Origin of the sequence: Neptunitalea lumnitzerae, assembly GCF_027924185.1 — a bacterium.
Lineage (GTDB): Bacteria > Bacteroidota > Bacteroidia > Flavobacteriales > Flavobacteriaceae > Neptunitalea > Neptunitalea lumnitzerae.
In genome coordinates this window covers 780,895-798,490 of record NZ_BRVO01000001.1, presented here as the reverse complement: position 1 = coordinate 798,490, position 17,596 = coordinate 780,895, and the positions used below count along the sequence as shown (strand labels likewise).

At 35.9% G+C, this 17,596-nt stretch carries 15 protein-coding genes; 3 read left to right on the top strand and 12 right to left on the bottom strand.

The genetic code is table 11. From position 1 onward, the window contains the following. Positions 1 to 35 precede the first annotated feature (35 nt). The 5 genes from ygiD to Y10_RS03490 form a co-directional block, all read right to left on the bottom strand. Complete coding sequence (gene ygiD / locus Y10_RS03510; protein WP_281763982.1) at positions 36 to 914, bottom strand: 4,5-DOPA-extradiol-dioxygenase; 879 nt, start codon at positions 912 to 914, stop codon at positions 36 to 38. 14 nt (positions 915 to 928) lie between these two features. After that, positions 929 to 1,429: a VOC family protein gene (locus Y10_RS03505; RefSeq protein ID WP_281763981.1), complete on the bottom strand. Its 501-nt coding sequence runs from the start codon at positions 1,427 to 1,429 to the stop codon at positions 929 to 931. 43 nt (positions 1,430 to 1,472) lie between these two features. Beyond that, the gene (locus Y10_RS03500; protein WP_281763980.1) at positions 1,473 to 2,045 is read right to left on the bottom strand and encodes a YceI family protein; all 573 of its coding nucleotides are present in this window, start codon (positions 2,043 to 2,045) and stop codon (positions 1,473 to 1,475) included. 37 nt (positions 2,046 to 2,082) lie between these two features. Then, on the bottom strand, positions 2,083 to 2,742 hold the full coding sequence (locus tag Y10_RS03495) for an NADPH-dependent F420 reductase (RefSeq protein WP_281763979.1): 660 nt from the start codon (positions 2,740 to 2,742) through the stop codon (positions 2,083 to 2,085). A 109-nt stretch (positions 2,743 to 2,851) separates the two neighbouring features. Beyond that, on the bottom strand, positions 2,852 to 3,433 hold the full coding sequence (locus tag Y10_RS03490) for a Crp/Fnr family transcriptional regulator (RefSeq protein ID WP_281763978.1): 582 nt from the start codon (positions 3,431 to 3,433) through the stop codon (positions 2,852 to 2,854). 191 nt (positions 3,434 to 3,624) lie between these two features. On the opposite strand from Y10_RS03490, the gene Y10_RS03485 reads away from it, so the two are divergent. From Y10_RS03485 to Y10_RS03475, 3 genes are all read left to right on the top strand, one after another. Beyond that, positions 3,625 to 4,761 carry an ATP-binding protein gene (locus Y10_RS03485; RefSeq protein ID WP_281763977.1) on the top strand — a complete coding sequence of 379 codons (1,137 nt, stop codon included), beginning with the start codon at positions 3,625 to 3,627 and terminating at the stop codon, positions 4,759 to 4,761. A 107-nt stretch (positions 4,762 to 4,868) separates the two neighbouring features. Further along, positions 4,869 to 5,594, top strand: coding sequence for a metallophosphoesterase family protein (locus Y10_RS03480; protein WP_281763976.1), 726 nt, complete (start codon positions 4,869 to 4,871; stop codon positions 5,592 to 5,594). Positions 5,595 to 5,655: 61 nt separating this feature from the next. Then, entirely contained in the window at positions 5,656 to 7,587 is a 1,932-nt protein-coding gene (locus Y10_RS03475) for a glycoside hydrolase family 97 protein (protein WP_281763975.1), read from the top strand. A 90-nt stretch (positions 7,588 to 7,677) separates the two neighbouring features. On the opposite strand, the gene Y10_RS03470 is transcribed toward Y10_RS03475, so the two are convergent. The 7 genes from Y10_RS03470 to Y10_RS03440 all read right to left on the bottom strand — a co-directional run bounded on the left by Y10_RS03470 (position 7,678) and on the right by Y10_RS03440 (position 17,588). Next, positions 7,678 to 8,331 (bottom strand): DUF3108 domain-containing protein, encoded by a 654-nt coding sequence (locus Y10_RS03470; RefSeq protein ID WP_281763974.1) that lies wholly within the window; start codon positions 8,329 to 8,331, stop codon positions 7,678 to 7,680. 190 nt (positions 8,332 to 8,521) lie between these two features. Beyond that, the gene (locus tag Y10_RS03465) at positions 8,522 to 10,408 is read right to left on the bottom strand and encodes a sodium:solute symporter family transporter (RefSeq protein ID WP_281763973.1); all 1,887 of its coding nucleotides are present in this window, start codon (positions 10,406 to 10,408) and stop codon (positions 8,522 to 8,524) included. 16 nt (positions 10,409 to 10,424) lie between these two features. Beyond that, positions 10,425 to 11,606 carry an aldose epimerase family protein gene (locus Y10_RS03460; RefSeq protein ID WP_281763972.1) on the bottom strand — a complete coding sequence of 394 codons (1,182 nt, stop codon included), beginning with the start codon at positions 11,604 to 11,606 and terminating at the stop codon, positions 10,425 to 10,427. 17 nt (positions 11,607 to 11,623) lie between these two features. After that, positions 11,624 to 13,114, bottom strand: a complete 1,491-nt coding sequence (gene araA / locus Y10_RS03455; RefSeq protein ID WP_281763971.1) for an L-arabinose isomerase — start codon at positions 13,112 to 13,114, stop codon at positions 11,624 to 11,626. Between the two features lie 26 nt (positions 13,115 to 13,140). Beyond that, entirely contained in the window at positions 13,141 to 13,845 is a 705-nt protein-coding gene (locus Y10_RS03450; RefSeq protein ID WP_281763970.1) for an L-ribulose-5-phosphate 4-epimerase, read from the bottom strand. Continuing rightward, positions 13,829 to 15,520, bottom strand: a complete 1,692-nt coding sequence (locus Y10_RS03445) for a ribulokinase (protein WP_281763969.1) — start codon at positions 15,518 to 15,520, stop codon at positions 13,829 to 13,831. The genes Y10_RS03450 and Y10_RS03445 overlap by 17 nt, the downstream gene beginning before the upstream one ends. Positions 15,521 to 15,602: 82 nt before the next feature. Further along, a complete protein-coding gene (locus Y10_RS03440; protein WP_281763968.1) occupies positions 15,603 to 17,588 on the bottom strand; it encodes an alpha-L-arabinofuranosidase C-terminal domain-containing protein in 1,986 nt (661 codons plus the stop codon). Positions 17,589 to 17,596 lie beyond the last annotated feature (8 nt).

Genomic DNA, 17,596 nt, shown 5'->3' with positions numbered 1-17,596 from the left:
TAGAATACATTCATAAATAAATATTTCTAGTTCTATCAGCCAATCTTTACAGAGGTCATTGTTAAAGACCCTGCTACCGCCTTATCATTAAAGAACGAAATATCATCTTTATCTTTTTGTAACCCTAAGGTGTACATTAATGGCAAATAATGTTCTGGAGTTGGTATGGCTAAACGAGCTGCCATCCCTAACTTATCATAGTTAATTAAAGAACTATGATTGGTTTCTGAAATATGCTTTTTAAACGTTTCGTTCAGGTCTAAAGCCCAATCATACCCGTAAGTAGCATCTATTTTATCCCAAGCTACCATACCTAGGTTATGCACCATATTACCACTACCTATTATCAGCACTCCTTTTTTACGTAATTCATACAACTCTTTTGCTAAATTGTAATGATATTGTGCTGGTTTGGTACCATCTATACTTAACTGTAGCACGGGCACTTTAGCATCTGGGTACATGTGACGAACCACTGTCCAAGCTCCATGATCTAAACCCCAATCATGGTCTAGTATAATATCAGTATGGGTACTTAACTTAACCGTTTCTTTTGCTAGCTCTGGGTTACCAGGTGCATTGTATTGTACATCAAATAACTCTTGAGGGAAACCACCAAAATCATGAATGGTTTCAGGAAAATCCATAGCAGTAATACGCGTACCTCTAGTATACCAGTGTGCAGAGACTACTAAAACAGCAGACGGCATTGGGATTTCTTTTGCCATTGCACTCCATCTTCTAGAAAACTCATTGTCTTCTATTCCGTTCATAGGAGAACCATGTCCTATAAATAATACAGGCATTACGGTTGCACTCTCCTTTAAATTATCGGTCATATTTTTAAATGCCGATAATGATGTCATTCCAACTGTTCCCATGGTCAATGTTTTTATAAAATCTTTTCTTTTCATCTGCAATATCTTAATTAATCAGCTAATGCCAACAATGCTTCTAAATCTAAAGGTTTAGTATACATATCTAAACCTCCCTTTTCATTAATTGGCCATTGCTCTTTGGGTCTGTCCCAATACAATTCTACTCCGTTATTATCTGGGTCTCTAAGGTATAATGCCTTTGACACGCCATGATCTGAAGCACCAATTCTAGGAAAATGTGCTGCTCTTAATCGTTTCAAAATATTGGCTAAATCCTTTTCTGTAGGATACAAAATTGCCAAATGGTACAAACCTACTCCTTCTCTGGTATCAGGCTCAGCATTTTTACTATGCCAGGTGTTTAACCCTATGTGGTGATGATAACCACCTGCCGAAACAAAAGCGGCATCATCTCCATAGAGTTGTATTAACTCAAAACCTAACAAATCACAATAAAAAGCTAACGATTTTTGAAGATCAGATACACGTAAATGCACATGTCCAATTTTTGTATTTGGGGGAACCTTGTATTGGGGGTCTAACGTATTCATATCTCTAAATTGTGATTTATTAGATTCTTTATTCCTTTATTAATTACTGTACAAACTCAGCGTTAGCCTCAATACGTACTTCGTCGCTAACTACTGCTTCTGGGAATTTTTCACCAATTCCGAAATCTGAACGTTTAAGTGTACCAGTTACTTGGAAACCTTGAGTTTCTTTGCTGCTCATTGGGTTTACTACGCTACCTCTGTATGTAGCCTTTAAAGACACTTTTTTAGTAACTCCGTGCATAGTTAAATCACCTTCAATTTTGTAAGTATCTTTTCCTGCTTTTTTAATACCTGTACTTTTAAAAGTTAAGGTTGGATATTTTTCAACATCAAAGAAATCAGCACTTTTTAAGTGATTGTTACGTGCTTCAACACGTGTATCAATAGAAGCTGTTTTAGCAGTAAGATTAAAAACTGCATCACTAAAATCTTCTTTAGAAGCCTCTAGCGTAATATCTACATCTGTAAATGCTCCTGAAATATCATTAATACCTAAGTGGGTAACTGTAAACCCTAATTGAGTGTGAGGATCATCATTAGTCCAAACTTTACTAGCAACAGTAAATGCGCTTAACGAAACAAATGCAATAGCAACAAATAATAACTTTTTCATGATTTTTAAATTTAATTTTAGATTAATATATAGTGTTTTAATTATGTAATACTTTCCAACCTGCATGCCAGTTATAATTATTAGCAACCGACAGCTGAATTAATAATAATTGCATACGCTCTAGGGTTCTGCTTACTGAAAGTCCTCCTGCATTTACCGCCCGAAAACCAACTGTTTCAATCAACTCTTTCACGGTAGCTACAGCCTCTTTATTATCTCCGGCAATAAAAGCATCTACCTGCGTGTCTTTTATAAAGGGTTTCTCAAAATCAGCTTTAAATGTGGTATTAAATGCTTTTACCACTTTGGCATTGGGCAACAAATCCTGTAATTCTTCTGCCGCACTAAGCTCATTAGTAAGCAACCCGTTATACGTACTATTTAATGGATTGGATACACTAATCACAATTTTCTGATTAGCCACCTCTCTAATTTTTTCTGCTACAACTTGCTCTGCTTGGTAAGGCACAGCAAGTATGATAATGTCGGCCTCCCATGATGCTTCAAAAGAACAATTTATCACTTCCGCTGAAATATCAGGGTTCGCTTTCTTAATCTCATTTAACACACCTTGCGCTTTCTGCACATGAGAAGCCTGCAACAACAAATTGTAATTTCCTTTAGCTAAACTTTTAGCTATAGCACTGCCCATGTTACCGGCGGCACCTATAATGGCTATGGTTTGTGTTGCTATCATAATCTTTTCCTTTTTATAACAATACGAAGATAGGGTGCCCACAAGGCTTCTTCCATTGTGGAAAATCAAGAAAAACTATTGATTTAAATCAATAAAATAAGCTAACCCTCTATTTACGAGTAGTTAATCTTTTTCGTATTCTACTAATTGTTTCGGGGGTAGTGCCCATATAAGAGGCAATCATGTGCTGAGGGACACGCTTAGTAATATCAGGATAGTTGTGAATAAAGTCTTCATAGCGCTCTTCTATAGATTGGCTATTATTAGCATTTATTCTTTTTTGCAATGCTATATAAGCATTGGTAATAAGCTCACGTATAAAGGTTTCATACTTCGGACTCAATTTTAAAAGCTCTTCATGGGCAGACTTACTTATTAAAACCAATTCAGAGTTTTCAACAGCTTCTATATTAAAGGTAGCAGGTTCTTCTGTTAAAAAACTAAGCATATCAGAAATAAACCAACCCTCTGCAGCAAACTGTAGAATGTGCTCAGAACCCGCATCATCTACCGAAAAACTTCGCAACATACCATGCTCTACAAAAGCAATGGTTTTACATACATCGTCTTCTTGCAACAGAAACTGTCGTTTTCTTATTTTCTTAACTGATAGGTACGACTTTATAAGTGCTTCCTCTTCTTCGGTAAGCGCTACCCGTTTTTTAAAGTTATGAAAATAGACCTCGTACATGAGTAAGTATTTTATATAAAAGTACAGTAAAATTATAAGTTCTAGAGGTTGTAACCTCTAAAATACTGCTAAATAATAATGCCCCTGTAAGCAACCAACACGCCTAAAACGTTGATAAGTTTAACGTTTATAAACAGTTACATTTCAGCTTTATTACTTACATTTAATGCACAACAAAAGCTATTTGTTCTATGATTAATAAACGACTTCTTGTGAAAAGTCTTTTAGCGCATAATGATGAAAATAGTTTTTATGACAAAAAACGCTTTATAAATATTGGTGAAAAAGAAGGCAAAGCTAAATTCTTAAAGCACGTATGCGCTTTGGCAAACTCTAACCCCAACAACAATTCATTTATAGTAATTGGGGTTGAAGATGAAGAAAATCTCATCTTAGGAGTTGACTTTTTTGATGATAGTAAAATTCAAAATCTGGTAAATGCTTACTTAGATAATCCTCCGCTTATTTCATATGAAAATATTCCTTTTCCGCATCTACCAGAAAACAAGGTAGTAGGTTTGGTTACCATACGCTCTAATGGTAAGGTATGCTCGCTACGTAAAAACATCTGGAAATACTATGGTGGTTCTGTATTTTTTAGAGATGGTAGTATGAGTATGCCTAAAGTTTTTGATATAAAACTTAAAGACATTAACTCCCAAACCGTAGCCGAAATAGAAAAACAAGCTAGTAATAATATTGAGCTTACCCTAAATGGTGTAATTGATTTTTTATATGACCGCCATAAAGACCTTAAAGGCAATTATAAAGTGTTTAAAGAGCAATTTGTGGTATGCTGGGCTGGTACCACCAAAAAAAGTAATGATAGAATCTACTACTCTAGAGTAGACATTGAACTGATTAATGAGCAAGTAAAACTATTCTATTCTGCGTTAGACGAAGTAGAAATTGCACATACCGAAGATTCTTTTTCGATTACCGAGTATGTGCAAATGGGCTTAAACAATCATCAAAAATATTACCCGCTTGAGAGTACCAATATTTATTTTCAAGAAAATGGCACCTATAAAATAGAAAGTACCCTACTCTTTAATCCGCCCCAATATGTAAAGAGTACCTTGTACCATATATACAATACCAACAATACTATTCTCTCTAAAATAAAAAAGAAACTACCACTATCAGCTAGCGATAAAAAAAGCTTACGTAACTTACCCAATACCTATCTAATTTGTGCCTTAAATGGATTTGAAGATGCCCGCAGTATTTTAGAAGAAAACCGATGGATTATAAAAGATTATGACCGCAACGTTTACGAATCTTTAAAAGAATGTTTGCGCATTCTACGAAAGGTAAAGTATAGCTAATCTCACTACAAGCAAACGAGCTTTTAATCTTGATTATGAAGTAAAGTTAACTTTCTGAATTTGTCATATATAAGATCTTTTAAGACCTTTGAGAAAAACTAACGAGCATGAGAACCCTTGTCATAGGCGATATTCACGGAGCATACAAAGCATTACTTCAAATTTTAGAAAGAGCAAAAGTTACCGAAAACGACAAACTTATATTTTTAGGAGACTATGTTGATGGCTGGAGCCAGTCTCCGCAAGTAATTGCCAAATTAATTGAACTAAAAGCTAGTAACGACTGCGTATTTATTCAAGGAAACCATGATGAACTACTACTGGACTATTTTAAAGGTAGAACTGATAACGATTTATGGTTTATGCACGGAGGTGGCGCATCGGTAGCTGCTTATGACGAATTATCTCACGATGAAAAAGAAATTCATTTAGAGTTTCTAAGAAACCTAAAACCCTATTATTTAGATGATGATAATAGGTTGTTTATTCATGCAGGGTTTACCAATTTACACGGCGTTTTACTAGAGTACTACCCAAGATTGTTTTACTGGGACAGGACACTTTGGGAAACCGCATTAGCCTTAGACCCAAACCTTTCTAAAGACGATATTAGATACCCAAAACGTTTTTTACACTATAAAGAGATATTTATTGGGCACACACCACTTACCAGAATTGGCGAATCTACCCCTCAAAATAGAGCTAATGTTTGGAATATGGATACAGGTGCTGCCTATACAAATCCGTTAACTATTATGAATGTTGACACCAAGGAATTTTGGCAAAGTGACAATGTAAATGAATTATATCCAGACGAAAATGGGAGGAATTGATTTTTGAAGCTATTTTTTTGTATATTTATAAATGTTCACAAAACACTTATAGATAACCATAATGAAAAATATCGCGATAAAAGGTTTGCTATGTATCTTACTAGCATCCTGTTGTCCTCCTGAAAATTCTAAGCCTTCTACCACCATTGAAAGCCCTGATGAGAGTATTAGCGTACATACAGGGATTAAGAAGGATTCTACCGCATATTATTTAGTTTATAAAAATAACCAAGTGGTTATTGATACCTCTGTACTTGGTTTAGAGCGTAAAGATGAAAATTTTGCATCTAAGCTATCCATGCAGTCGTTTTCAGATATATCAAAAATAGAAGACACCTATACCTTAACTCACGGGAAACAAAGTAATATTACATACACAGCCAACCAAAAAACCATTACCTTGGTTAATGAACATGAACAGCAACTACAGATTGTGTTTAGTGTTTCTAATGATGGACTTGGTTTTAAATATGTTTTTCCTGAATCTTCAGAAGATGTAAAATATATTACCGATGAAAAAACCACTTTTAACTTTCCGGAAAACACGAAAGCATGGTTACAGCCTCTAGCCAAAGCTAAAACTGGTTGGGAACATACTAATCCATCGTACGAGGAACATTATAAGAAAGGAATTAGTGTAGATACTCCATCAGATATTGGAGAAGGTTGGATATATCCTGCTCTTTTTAATACTGCTGAGAATATGTGGGCGGCAATTACCGAAACTCATTTAGAAGCCAACTATGCCGGGTCACATTTAAAATATAGCAAAGAAGATAAAGCACTGAAACTTACATTTCCGCAACCGGAAGAAAAAATGACCGATGGGGCTCTTAACCCAGAATCTAAATTACCTTGGGAAACACCTTGGCGCGTTATTGCACTAGGTACCTTAGAAACCGTTACCAACTCTACTTTAGGTACCGACCTTGCCAAACCAGCCATTACAGAAGATACCGATTATATTAAACCCGGATTAGCTTCTTGGAGTTGGGCTATTTTAAAAGACGACTCTATAACTTACGATATTACCAAAGAGTTTATTGACTATGCTGCCGATATGAATTGGGGCTATTGCTTAATAGATGTTAATTGGGATACCAGAATAGGCGATGACGGAATTAAAGAACTTGTAGCCTATGGTAAAGAAAAAAATGTACAACTTATTTTATGGTACAACTCTGCAGGTGACTGGAACACTACCCCGTACGAGCCTAAAGACAGATTTACCACGGCTGAAAAAAGAGAAGCTGAATTTAAAAAATTAAGTGATTGGGGTATTGGTGGTGTTAAAATAGATTTCTTTGGAGGAGACGGACAATCTTATATGGAGTATTACCACCAGATATTAACTAGTGCTGCAAAACACCATATACTAGTAAACTTTCATGGTACTACATTACCTAGAGGCTGGCAAAGAACCTATCCTAATTTAATGACTATGGAAGCCATTAAAGGTTTTGAGTTTATAAGCTTTGGACAACCAGATGCAGATGAAGCTCCGAGCCATTGTGCAATGCTGCCCTATACCAGAAACTTATTTGACCCTATGGACTTTACCCCTATGGCATTAGATACCATACCGGGTATACACCGTAGAACCACAGCTGCCTTTGAACTTGCACTGCCTACGTTGTTTTTATCAGGCATTCAACATATTGCAGAAACACCCAATGGAATGGCTAAAATGCCTGAGTATGTAAAAAATTATTTAAGAGACATCCCTACCGATTGGGACCAATCTAAGTACCTAGCAGGCTACCCTGGTAAAGATGCTATTATTGCCCGTAGAAAAGGTGAAACCTGGTTTATAACAGGTATTAATGGAGAAAATAAAGTGAAGGAAATGACCATTGACTTGAGCTTTATACCTTCTAAAAATGGCTATATGATTACCGATGGTACTTCAACCAAATTTGAACAAACGGAAATTTCTAATACCGAAACAACCATAACAATGCAACCCTACGGAGGCTTTGTTATAAAAATATAACCCGCTCTTTTTCCCAAACACATTTGTAATTAAAAAACCCTCAGTACATTTAAGTATTGAGGGTTTTTAACTTTATAATAAGGGTACAAATTAAATTCTTTCCATAATCATAGATTGTGCTCCCATATTTACTTCCATTCTAAGCACTGATCTGTCTTCTTTACTAATGTAGTAATGTGTTTTAACATTACCACCAACAATATCATCGGTTACTACTACATCCCAAACATCTTTATTATTGTAGCTAGTAGAAGAAACTTCCTTTACATAGGCATTTAAAACATCTGTTTTTCCAGAAGGATTAAAATTGAAAACTAATAAATCTGCAGTATAATTATCATTTAATGGCAACCATCTAATTACTTGCGGATACATACTACTATCAAAAGAAGTAGGATATTCACCATTTAAAGTAATCTTTTCTCTTTTGGTTTTATCTTTATAAAAACCTTCCGTTTTAGCACCATAGTTAATTACCATATCTCGGTTCTCGTTATAAGAAGCATGATATATTGGTTTTAAATCTGCTTTGGTAACAATGGTAGTATCTACCCAACGTTTAGCGCTATTGTATCTTTTCACTTCAGAAGTAATTAATACTTTATCGCCATTATTTTTAATCTTGGTAATAACCTTACCAATATCATTAGAAGTATCTCCAGATTTTACAGACCATCTCATTTCATAAACCTCATCTTTAATAAGACTAGCGTCTACTTCATTGTTGTCAGGGGATAATCTCATTTGAGCGTTGCTTAATGTGCAAAGCATCAAAAAAAGCACAACAGTAATATTTTTCATAAGTAAGAACTAAAAATTTCTTTTGATTATTGCTACAAATTTACAAAAAAACCGATACCATAAATATGGTATCGGTTTGAACATATTGAAAGTTAGCTTGTTATTTTACCTTTCGTCGAAATTTTAAAAATTCTTACCAGAAGTAACCGTATAAAGCTACTAAGATAACAACTATACCCATAGCCCCCATAAAGAAGGTTTTATCGGTTTTAAATAACTCCGTATCAACTTCATAAGCTTTCTCATCTTGGAATGTACAATTAGCATTGTTGTACATCATAAGCGCTAAGAAACCAAATAAGAACACTAATAAAATAGCAGATTCATACCCCATAAATCTTAGGTCTATACCAAAGAATGGTGTACCAAACACTAATGTTACCAGAGCAGCTGCAACAGCCAACACTGCAAAAATTAGTCCTGCCAATTTAAATTGTTTCGCTTTCTGATCAGAAACCGGAGTAGCTGGTACTCTGTTTTTATCTGTTAATGTAAGTACTACGGCTAGCGTAATAAGTATTACACAAGTATAGCCCATACGGAACTGGAACGGTACATCTGAAGCTGCAAACTTTAATATAATTGAAGTTGGCAACGTTGCAATGGTTGTCCAAAGAGCTGCTCTGTTAGAAGCACGTTTCCAGAATAATCCCATACCAAATACAACCACTACACCAGGATAAATAAAGCCTGTAAACTCTTGTATGTATTGGAATGCTTGGTCTAAACCACCTAATAATGGTTTTGCTGTAAACATGGCAATTATTAAAGCAACTAAAGCAGAAATACGCCCCACTTTTACTAAGTTTCTTTCAGAAGAATTTTTATTAATTACCTCTTTATAAATATCCATAGTAAAAATGGTAGAAGTAGAGTTAAGCATAGATGCTAACGAAGAAACTACTGCAGCAATTAAGGCAGCAAATGCTAAACCTCTAATACCTGTAGGCGCAAAGTTTCTAAGTAACCATGGGTATGCCTCATCAGATTTTTCAATAGTACCTTGTAAATGTGATGTTAACTCAGGGAAGTCTCCTTGATGCGCAAAAATAACGTAAGCTGCAATACCAGGAATTACAACGATAAGTGGAATTAATATTTTTAAGTAAGCTCCAAATAATAAACCTCTTTTTGCTTCTTTTAAGTTTTTAGCAGCCAATCCTTTTTGAATGATATACTGGTTGAAACCCCAATATCCTAAATTGGTTAACCACATAGCACCTAAGATAACCGCAACACCAGGAAGGTCTATAAACGGATCTTTCTGGCCACCGGTACCATCAGAAATCATTGTTTTACCTTGCTCAATAATCATACTAAAATGCACATCGTCTGGCGTAGAAACCACTTTGTGGTATACTAAGTTAAATCCGTCAATAGCACTACCAGTATCACTAATAGCAGCAAGAGCAAACCAAGCTGTAATTAAACCACCCCCTACAAGAAATACAACTTGTAAAACATCGGTCCAAGCCACCGCTTTAAGTCCACCATAAATAGAGTAAACACCTGCAAATAATAACAGTCCAATTACCCCATACGTTTTATCTACCCCTAAAATTTGTTCCATAGCTGTGGCTCCTAACCAAGCTACCGAAGTAAGGTTTACAAACACATATACCAATAACCAGAAGAAAGAGAAGAAAAAGGCAACACCTTTTCCGTAACGTTCTCTTGCCAACTGAGGCATGGTATATATTTTTTTATCTAACATAATTGGCAAAATGTACTTTGCCACAATAATTAAAGCAGCGGCTGCAATCCACTCATAAGCAGCAATTGCTAAACCAATTGCATACCCAGAACCAGACATACCAATAAACTGCTCTGCAGAAATATTTGCCGCAATAAGTGAAGCACCAATAGCCCACCATGATAACGTTCCTCCTGCTAAAAAGTAATCTTTAGAATTTTTCTCTGTTCCTTTTTTATCTCTGGAAATAAATAATCCTAAAGCCGCAATTAAAATCACGTATCCTATAAATATCCCATAATCTAAGGGCTGAAATCCTCCGTTCATATTGATAATTTAAATTTTATTTCACTGAAAATTTGTACGTCGTTTTTGTAAAATACTTTTCTCCGGGATTTAGCACTGTTGAAGGAAATGCAGGTTGGTTAGGAGAATCTGGGTAATGTTGTGTTTCTAAACACAACCCTGAACGTTGTTCGTACATACCGCCATTTTTACTTTTCTTAGTACCATCTAAGAAATTACCACTATAAAACTGAATAGCTGGTTGGTCTGTAAAAACTTCCATGTATCTTCCAGAGGCTTTATGGTATAATGAACCCACTTTTCTAAATGACTTATCATTTCCATTAAACACCCAGCAATGATCGTATCCTAAACCTTTTTTCAATTGATCATCAGCTGCATCGATATCTTTTCCGATCTCTTTTGCAGTGGTAAAATCAAAAGGTGTACCAGCAACATCTGCTAGTTCTCCAGTTGGAATCAAGGTATTGTCTACCGGTAACATTTTATCGGCATCTAACTGTAACTCGTGATCTAAAATAGTATTAAAATTACCAGATAAATTGAAGTATGAATGTTGTGTAAGGTTCACTACGGTTTTCTTATCTGTAGTAGCTTCATAAGAAATCTCTAGTGCATTTTCATCCGTAAGAGTGTACGTTATCGTTGTAGTTAACGTACCAGGATAACCTTCTTCCATATCCTTACTTACATAAGTAAGTTGTAATGTTGGACTCTCCGCATCTTTTACCGGAGTAATGGTCCATATTCTTTTATCAAACCCTTTTTTACCACCATGCAAATGGTTAGGTCCATCATTGGTAGCTAGTTGATACTCGGTACCATCTAAAGAAAATTTACCTTTGGCAATACGGTTTCCGTATCTACCAATGGCAGCTCCAAAGAAATAAGGGTTTCCGTTAAAATAATCGTCAGGAGTAGTGTAACCTAATACAATATCTTCCAATTTTCCGTCTTTATCAGGCGCGGTTAAAGAAGTAATAATACCACCAAATGTAATTACCTCCATTTGCATACCATTTGCATTTTTAAGGGTAAATTTCTCAATTTTTTCACCCTCAGGAGTTGTACCGTAATCTACTTTGGTAATAGGAAACTTCTTTGGTGCATCTTGTACCTCAGAAGTTTCCTCTTTTTTATTAGTTGTTTTTTCGCAACCTACATTTAAAAACAGAAAACTAAAAAGTAAAAGGTATGCACCCAATTTTAAAGTTTTCATAATAATGTTAGTTTAGTTTATCTATAGAACTTATCGTTCCAACGTAATGTGTTTTTGAAATCAGATAGTTTAGTATCTTCATCAATCACAAGATATTCAATTCCTGCTATTTCTGCAAAATCTTCTAACTGTTCTGCAGTAACATTTTCACTATAGCAAGTATGGTGTGCACCACCCGCTAAAATCCATGCAGTACAACCTACCTCAAAATTAGGAAGTGGCTCCCACATTACTCTTGCAACTGGTAATTTTGGCAACTCTTCTTTTACCTCTTCTCCTCTAGTTTTGTTAACCAATAATCTAAAATGGTTACCAAAATCCATTAAAGCAGCATTTAAAGAATCTCCTGCTCTACCGTTAAATACCAAACGCACTGGGTCTTCTTTACCACCAATTCCTAATGGGTGTACCTCACAAGAAGGTTGCTCTGCAGCTAACACTGGGTCTACCTCTAACATGTGAGAACCTAAAACTCTAGGAGCAGAAGGGTCTAAATGATAGGTATAATCTTCCATAAAAGCATTCCCACCTTCAAGTCCGTGTCCCATTACTTTCATGGCACGTACTAAAGCAGCAGTTTTCCAGTCACCTTCACCTGCAAATCCGTATCCTTTTTCCATTAAACGTTGTACAGCAATACCTGGTAATTGTTTCATACCATATAAATCTTCAAACGTATCACTAAAACCTTTAAATCCGCCATCAACTAAAAACTTCTCAAGACCAAGCTCAATACGTGCAGCATCTACTAACGATTGTCTTTTTGCTCCACCTTCTAAAAGGTCTTCAGCCATTTTATAAGAAGCTTCATATTCTTTAATTAATTCTGCTACTTGCTCATCAGTAACCGCATCAATTAACGATACTAAATCTCCAATACCGTAAGAGTTTACAGAAAAACCAAATTTAGTTTCAGCTTCTACTTTATCTCCATCGGTTACCGCAACAAAACGCATGTTATCTCCAAAACGAGCAAACTTAGCACCTTGCCAGTCATCCCATCCTAAAGCAACACGTGTCCAAGCTCCAATTTTAGCCTGTACAGACTCTTGTGCCCAGTGCCCAACAACTACTTTTCTGTTTTTACGTAATCTACTTACCATAAAACCAAATTCACGGTCACCGTGCGCTGCTTGGTTCAGGTTCATAAAGTCCATATCCATTGTATTCCATGGAATGTCTCTATTGTATTGTGTATGTAAGTGTAACAACGGCTTTTGTAAAGCAGATAATCCTCTAATCCACATTTTAGCAGGAGAAAATGTATGCATCCATGTAATAACACCAATACAATTTTTCTCTTGGTTAGCTGCTGTTAGTGTTTCGTATATTTCTTCTGTAGTTTTTACAGTTGGTTTAAATACAACTTTTACAGGGATAAGGCTAGATGCATCTAACGCTTGTGCTATCTCTGTTGAGTGTTCTGCTACCTGTGCTAAGGTTTCAGGACCGTAAAGGTGTTGGCTACCGGTTATAAACCAAACCTCTTTTGAACTAATATCAATCATCTTACTTCTTTGTTTGTTTTAATATGTTAATTCTGACCGTAATAGGCATCTTTACCATGCTTACGCTCATAATGTTTTTTAATTAATGAATCTTTTAATCTTGGTGCTTGCGGATTAATTTGGCGTGTTAAATAGGCCATTTCTGCAACGGTTTCTAAAACTTTAGAGTTATACACTGCTTTTGCTGCATTTTTACCCCAAGTAAAAGGTCCGTGATTCCCTAACAACACCATTTCTACTTCTTCATAAGAAAGTCCTTTTTCTTTGAAACAATCTAAAATCTGAATTCCAGTATTATGCTCATAGTTCCCTTGAATAAGGTCATCACTCATTGGTGGCGCACATGGTATGTCTGCCGTTAAATGATCGGCATGGGTAGTACCAAAAATTGGAATATCTAATTGCGATTGTGCCCAAGCACAAGAATACGTAGCATGGGTATGAGAAATACCACCTATGTTTTCCCAGTTTTTATATAAATAAGCATGTGTTTTAGTATCTGAAGAAGGGCGCATAGTACCCTCTATAATATTGTTATCATAATCTAGAATCACAATATCTTCAGGTTTTAAAATTTCATAAGGCACCCCACTTGGCTTAATAGCAAATACGCCATTAGCTCTGTCTACAGCACTCACATTACCAAATGTATATACTACTAACTTTAATGCGTCTAATTGCATATTAGCTTCGTAGCATTCTTCTTTTAACGACTTATACTTGGAACTCATAATTTTTAGATTTTGTGAAGGTTTCTATAAAGGTTGCTAATTGTGCATAATCACTAAATAGGTTCTTATAGGTTTCTACCTGATCTGCTTGTGGGTAATATTCTGCTTCAAAATCACTACCTAATACTTTACTAGCTTCAATTACATTAGGGTAAATACCTGCAACTACTGCTGCATAAATAGCAGCTCCTAAAGCTGGTGCTTGGTCAGAAGCAGCAACTTTAATTGGCATGTTTAATGTATTTGCTAAGGTTTGCATAATAAACGGAGATTTACGTGCAACACCACCAATACCAATTACAGTATCTATTTTAACTCCTTCAGATTCAAAACGATCTACAATCATTTTAGAACCGAAGCAAATAGCATTTACCAATGCTTTAAAAATATGAGGTGCTTTGGTACCTAATGAAATACCAGACATAGCACTCTTTAATTCCTGATTGGCATCTGGAGTTCTTCTACCATTTACCCAGTCTAATGCTGTTGGAATAGCTTCTGTTAACGGAATGCTCTCTGCTTGCTCTGCTAACGTTCTAATGAAATTTGCATTAATTTCTTCTGCTAATTCTGCTTTCTGTTTTTCAGAAAGTACAGAAGACGCCATTACTAAATTATCTATTGGCCAAGAAAGTACATCTTTAAACCATGCTAATACATCTCCAAAACCAGACTGACCAGCTTCTAAACCAACCATTCCAGGAATTACTGATCCATCAACCTGACCACAAATACCTTTTACCAACGTATCTCCTAATTCATCTGTAGACGACACCATAATATCACAAGTAGAAGTACCCATTACACGTACCAAAGCTCTTTCATCTACTTTAGCACCTACGGCACCTGAGTGTGCATCAAATGTACCTACTGCAATAACCGTGTTTGTGGTTAAGCCAAGTTTAGCAGCCCACTCTTCGTTCAAATGTCCTGCCACCTGATCAGAAGTAAAGGTATCTTTATACAGGTTACTTCTTAATTCCGCCAAGTATGGGTGTAACTTTCCTAAGAACTCTTCCGATGGCAAGCCATCCCAGCTCTCGTGCCACATAGCTTTATGCCCTGCTGCACATCTACTTCTTTTAAAGGTATCTAAATCTTTATGATCTGCTAAAATGTAAGTCATAATATCACAATGCTCCATCCAAGTGTAAGCAGCATTCATTACAGCTTCATCTTCTCTTACAATGCGTAAAATTTTTGCCCAAAACCACTCAGATGAGTAAATACCACCTTCGTATTTGGTGTAATTTTCTCCTCCCCAGCTTTCAGCCAACTCATTAATTTCATTTGCTTCTTTAATAGCTGTGTGGTCTTTCCATAGAATCATCATAGCATTAGGGTTTTCTTTAAACCCATCTACCAATGCTAATGGTGTTCCGTCTTTGGTAACAGGTACCGGAGAAGATCCGGTTGTATCAATACAAATACCTACTACACTTTCAGGTGCTACCCCACTGGTAGTAACAACTGCTTTTATCGTATTTTCTAATCCTTCTATATGGTCTAATGGGTGCTGACGGAATTGGTTTATACCCGGATTACAGTATAACTTCTCTTTCCATCTTTGGTACCAATGAACTTCAGATGCTAGTTCAGCTCCGTTTTGAGCATCTACCAATACCGCTCTAACTGAGTCTGATCCATAGTCTAATCCTATCACATATTTTTTCATCTTAGTAGACAGTTTTTATGTTTCTAACTTTACAAATATAAGGCTCTTTCTTTAATAAATGTATTTTTTACACTTATATATTTTAAGAAATTTTAACTTTTAAGATTACGAATGAATACGCTGGTATCTCCACTTCCATTTTTCTGCTTTTTAATTCAAATTCTGAAGTCTTAGGAGCTATATTTTCCATATCAAATCCGTTCTCGCTTTCTAGTTTATCATTCCCTAAAATGGTCATGGTACCTTTGGTGGCTAATTTTTTACCACGTACTTTAATATCAGTTTCTTGAGCATGTTCAGACGTGTTTACTATTTTAATAATAACTTCTTTGGTGTTTTTATCTACCACCGCAGTAGCAAACATTCCATCTTGCCCAGTAATAGGTTCTTTTTTCTCGGTAATGGTAATTAAATCTGTACCAGGGTTATTACCATACATTTGTTGCACATAGTAGTTTGGCGTAGCGTACGATTCTAAATTGTTAAACCAAATAAGGTCTGGTGTCCATTGCCAACCCTCTGCATGAGCAAATAAAGGCGCATACGACGTTAAATACACTACATCTGCATTACGCTCTAAACCTGTCATAAATGCTGCTTCAGATAATGCACACTCCCAATTATTTCTATTTTCAGGACTTGCAATAGCAACGCTTTGTGCTGCATACTCACCTGCAAATACTTTAGGTCCCTCTCTATCGTAAGCATCATAACGAGTAGCGTTTTCTTTAAACCATTCTGGTGTATTGTAATAATGCTCATCTACAATTTCAGCATCTAATTTTTTCAGCTCTTCCCATCCATAGTCAAAATACTCTCCATCAGGAAATGGTCCACTTCCAGAAACAATAATAATATCAGGATATTCATCTTTAATTGCTTTTGCAAAAGCTTTGTAACGCTCTATATAGTCTGGTCCCCATTGCTCATTACCTACACCAATATACTTAAGGTTAAATGGCTCTGGGTGTCCCATACTTTCTCTTACTTTACCCCAAGATGTAGAAGTATCTCCATTAGCAAACTGAATTAAATCAATAGCATCTTGCACATAAGGGTCTAACTCATCCATAGGTACCAATTCTCCTGTATTAAATTGGCAAGCCATACCACAACTTAAAATAGGAAGTGGCTCTGCCCCTAGATCTTCTGATAATTGGAAATACTCAAAAAATCCAATACCAAACGATTGAAAATAATCAGGCGTTGGTCTATGATCAAACTCTGTATTCCATCTATTTACTAAAATCTCACGATCTTCTGCAGGACCTACTGTTTTTTTCCATTGGTATCTGCGTTCCAGCACTCTACCTTCTACAATACAACCTCCTGGGAAACGTAAAAATCCAGGATTTAAATCGTATAATTTCTGAACCAAATCTTTACGCATTCCTCCTTTTCTACCTTTCCAAGTGTCTTGAGGAAATAAAGAAATCATATCTACATTCACCACTCCTGTTCCTTCAAAAGTAATTTTCAGTTTTGCTTTTGCTTCTGTTTTTGAAGGCGTAAGTACGGTTTCATATTTTTTCCAATCTGCTCCTTGAGGACTAACCGATGTTTCTCCTAAAACAGTTCCTTTCTCATCAATTAGTTGAAAGATTATTTTTTTAATCCCACCATCTTCATTGGCAACCATTAAAGAAAGATCATATTTAGCACCGGCTTTAATTCCCATACCGCGGAAACCTTCGTTTATAAGGCTATACCCTTTATCATCTCTTACGGTTATTCTTGCCGTATTATGGTTGGTTCCTTCTTTAGTAGTTACAATATTTGCATACCCAGACTGTTTGTTAAACGAATGACGATCACTGTTCGGTTGCTCCCAGCCCATAAGCGGCAATGTGAACTCAAACGAACGGTTCTTAATCATTTCTGCATACAAACCACCATCTGCAGCAAAGTTGATATCCTCAAAGAAAATACCATACATAGTAGGTTGTATATCTATGCCGGTATCTTTAAAATCTAGAACATAATCATGTTCTGTAGATTGTGCCATTGCCGTTACCCCTGCCAATGACAGTGCCGATAACGCAATATTTCTTAATGCTCTTGTTTTCATTTATTTAT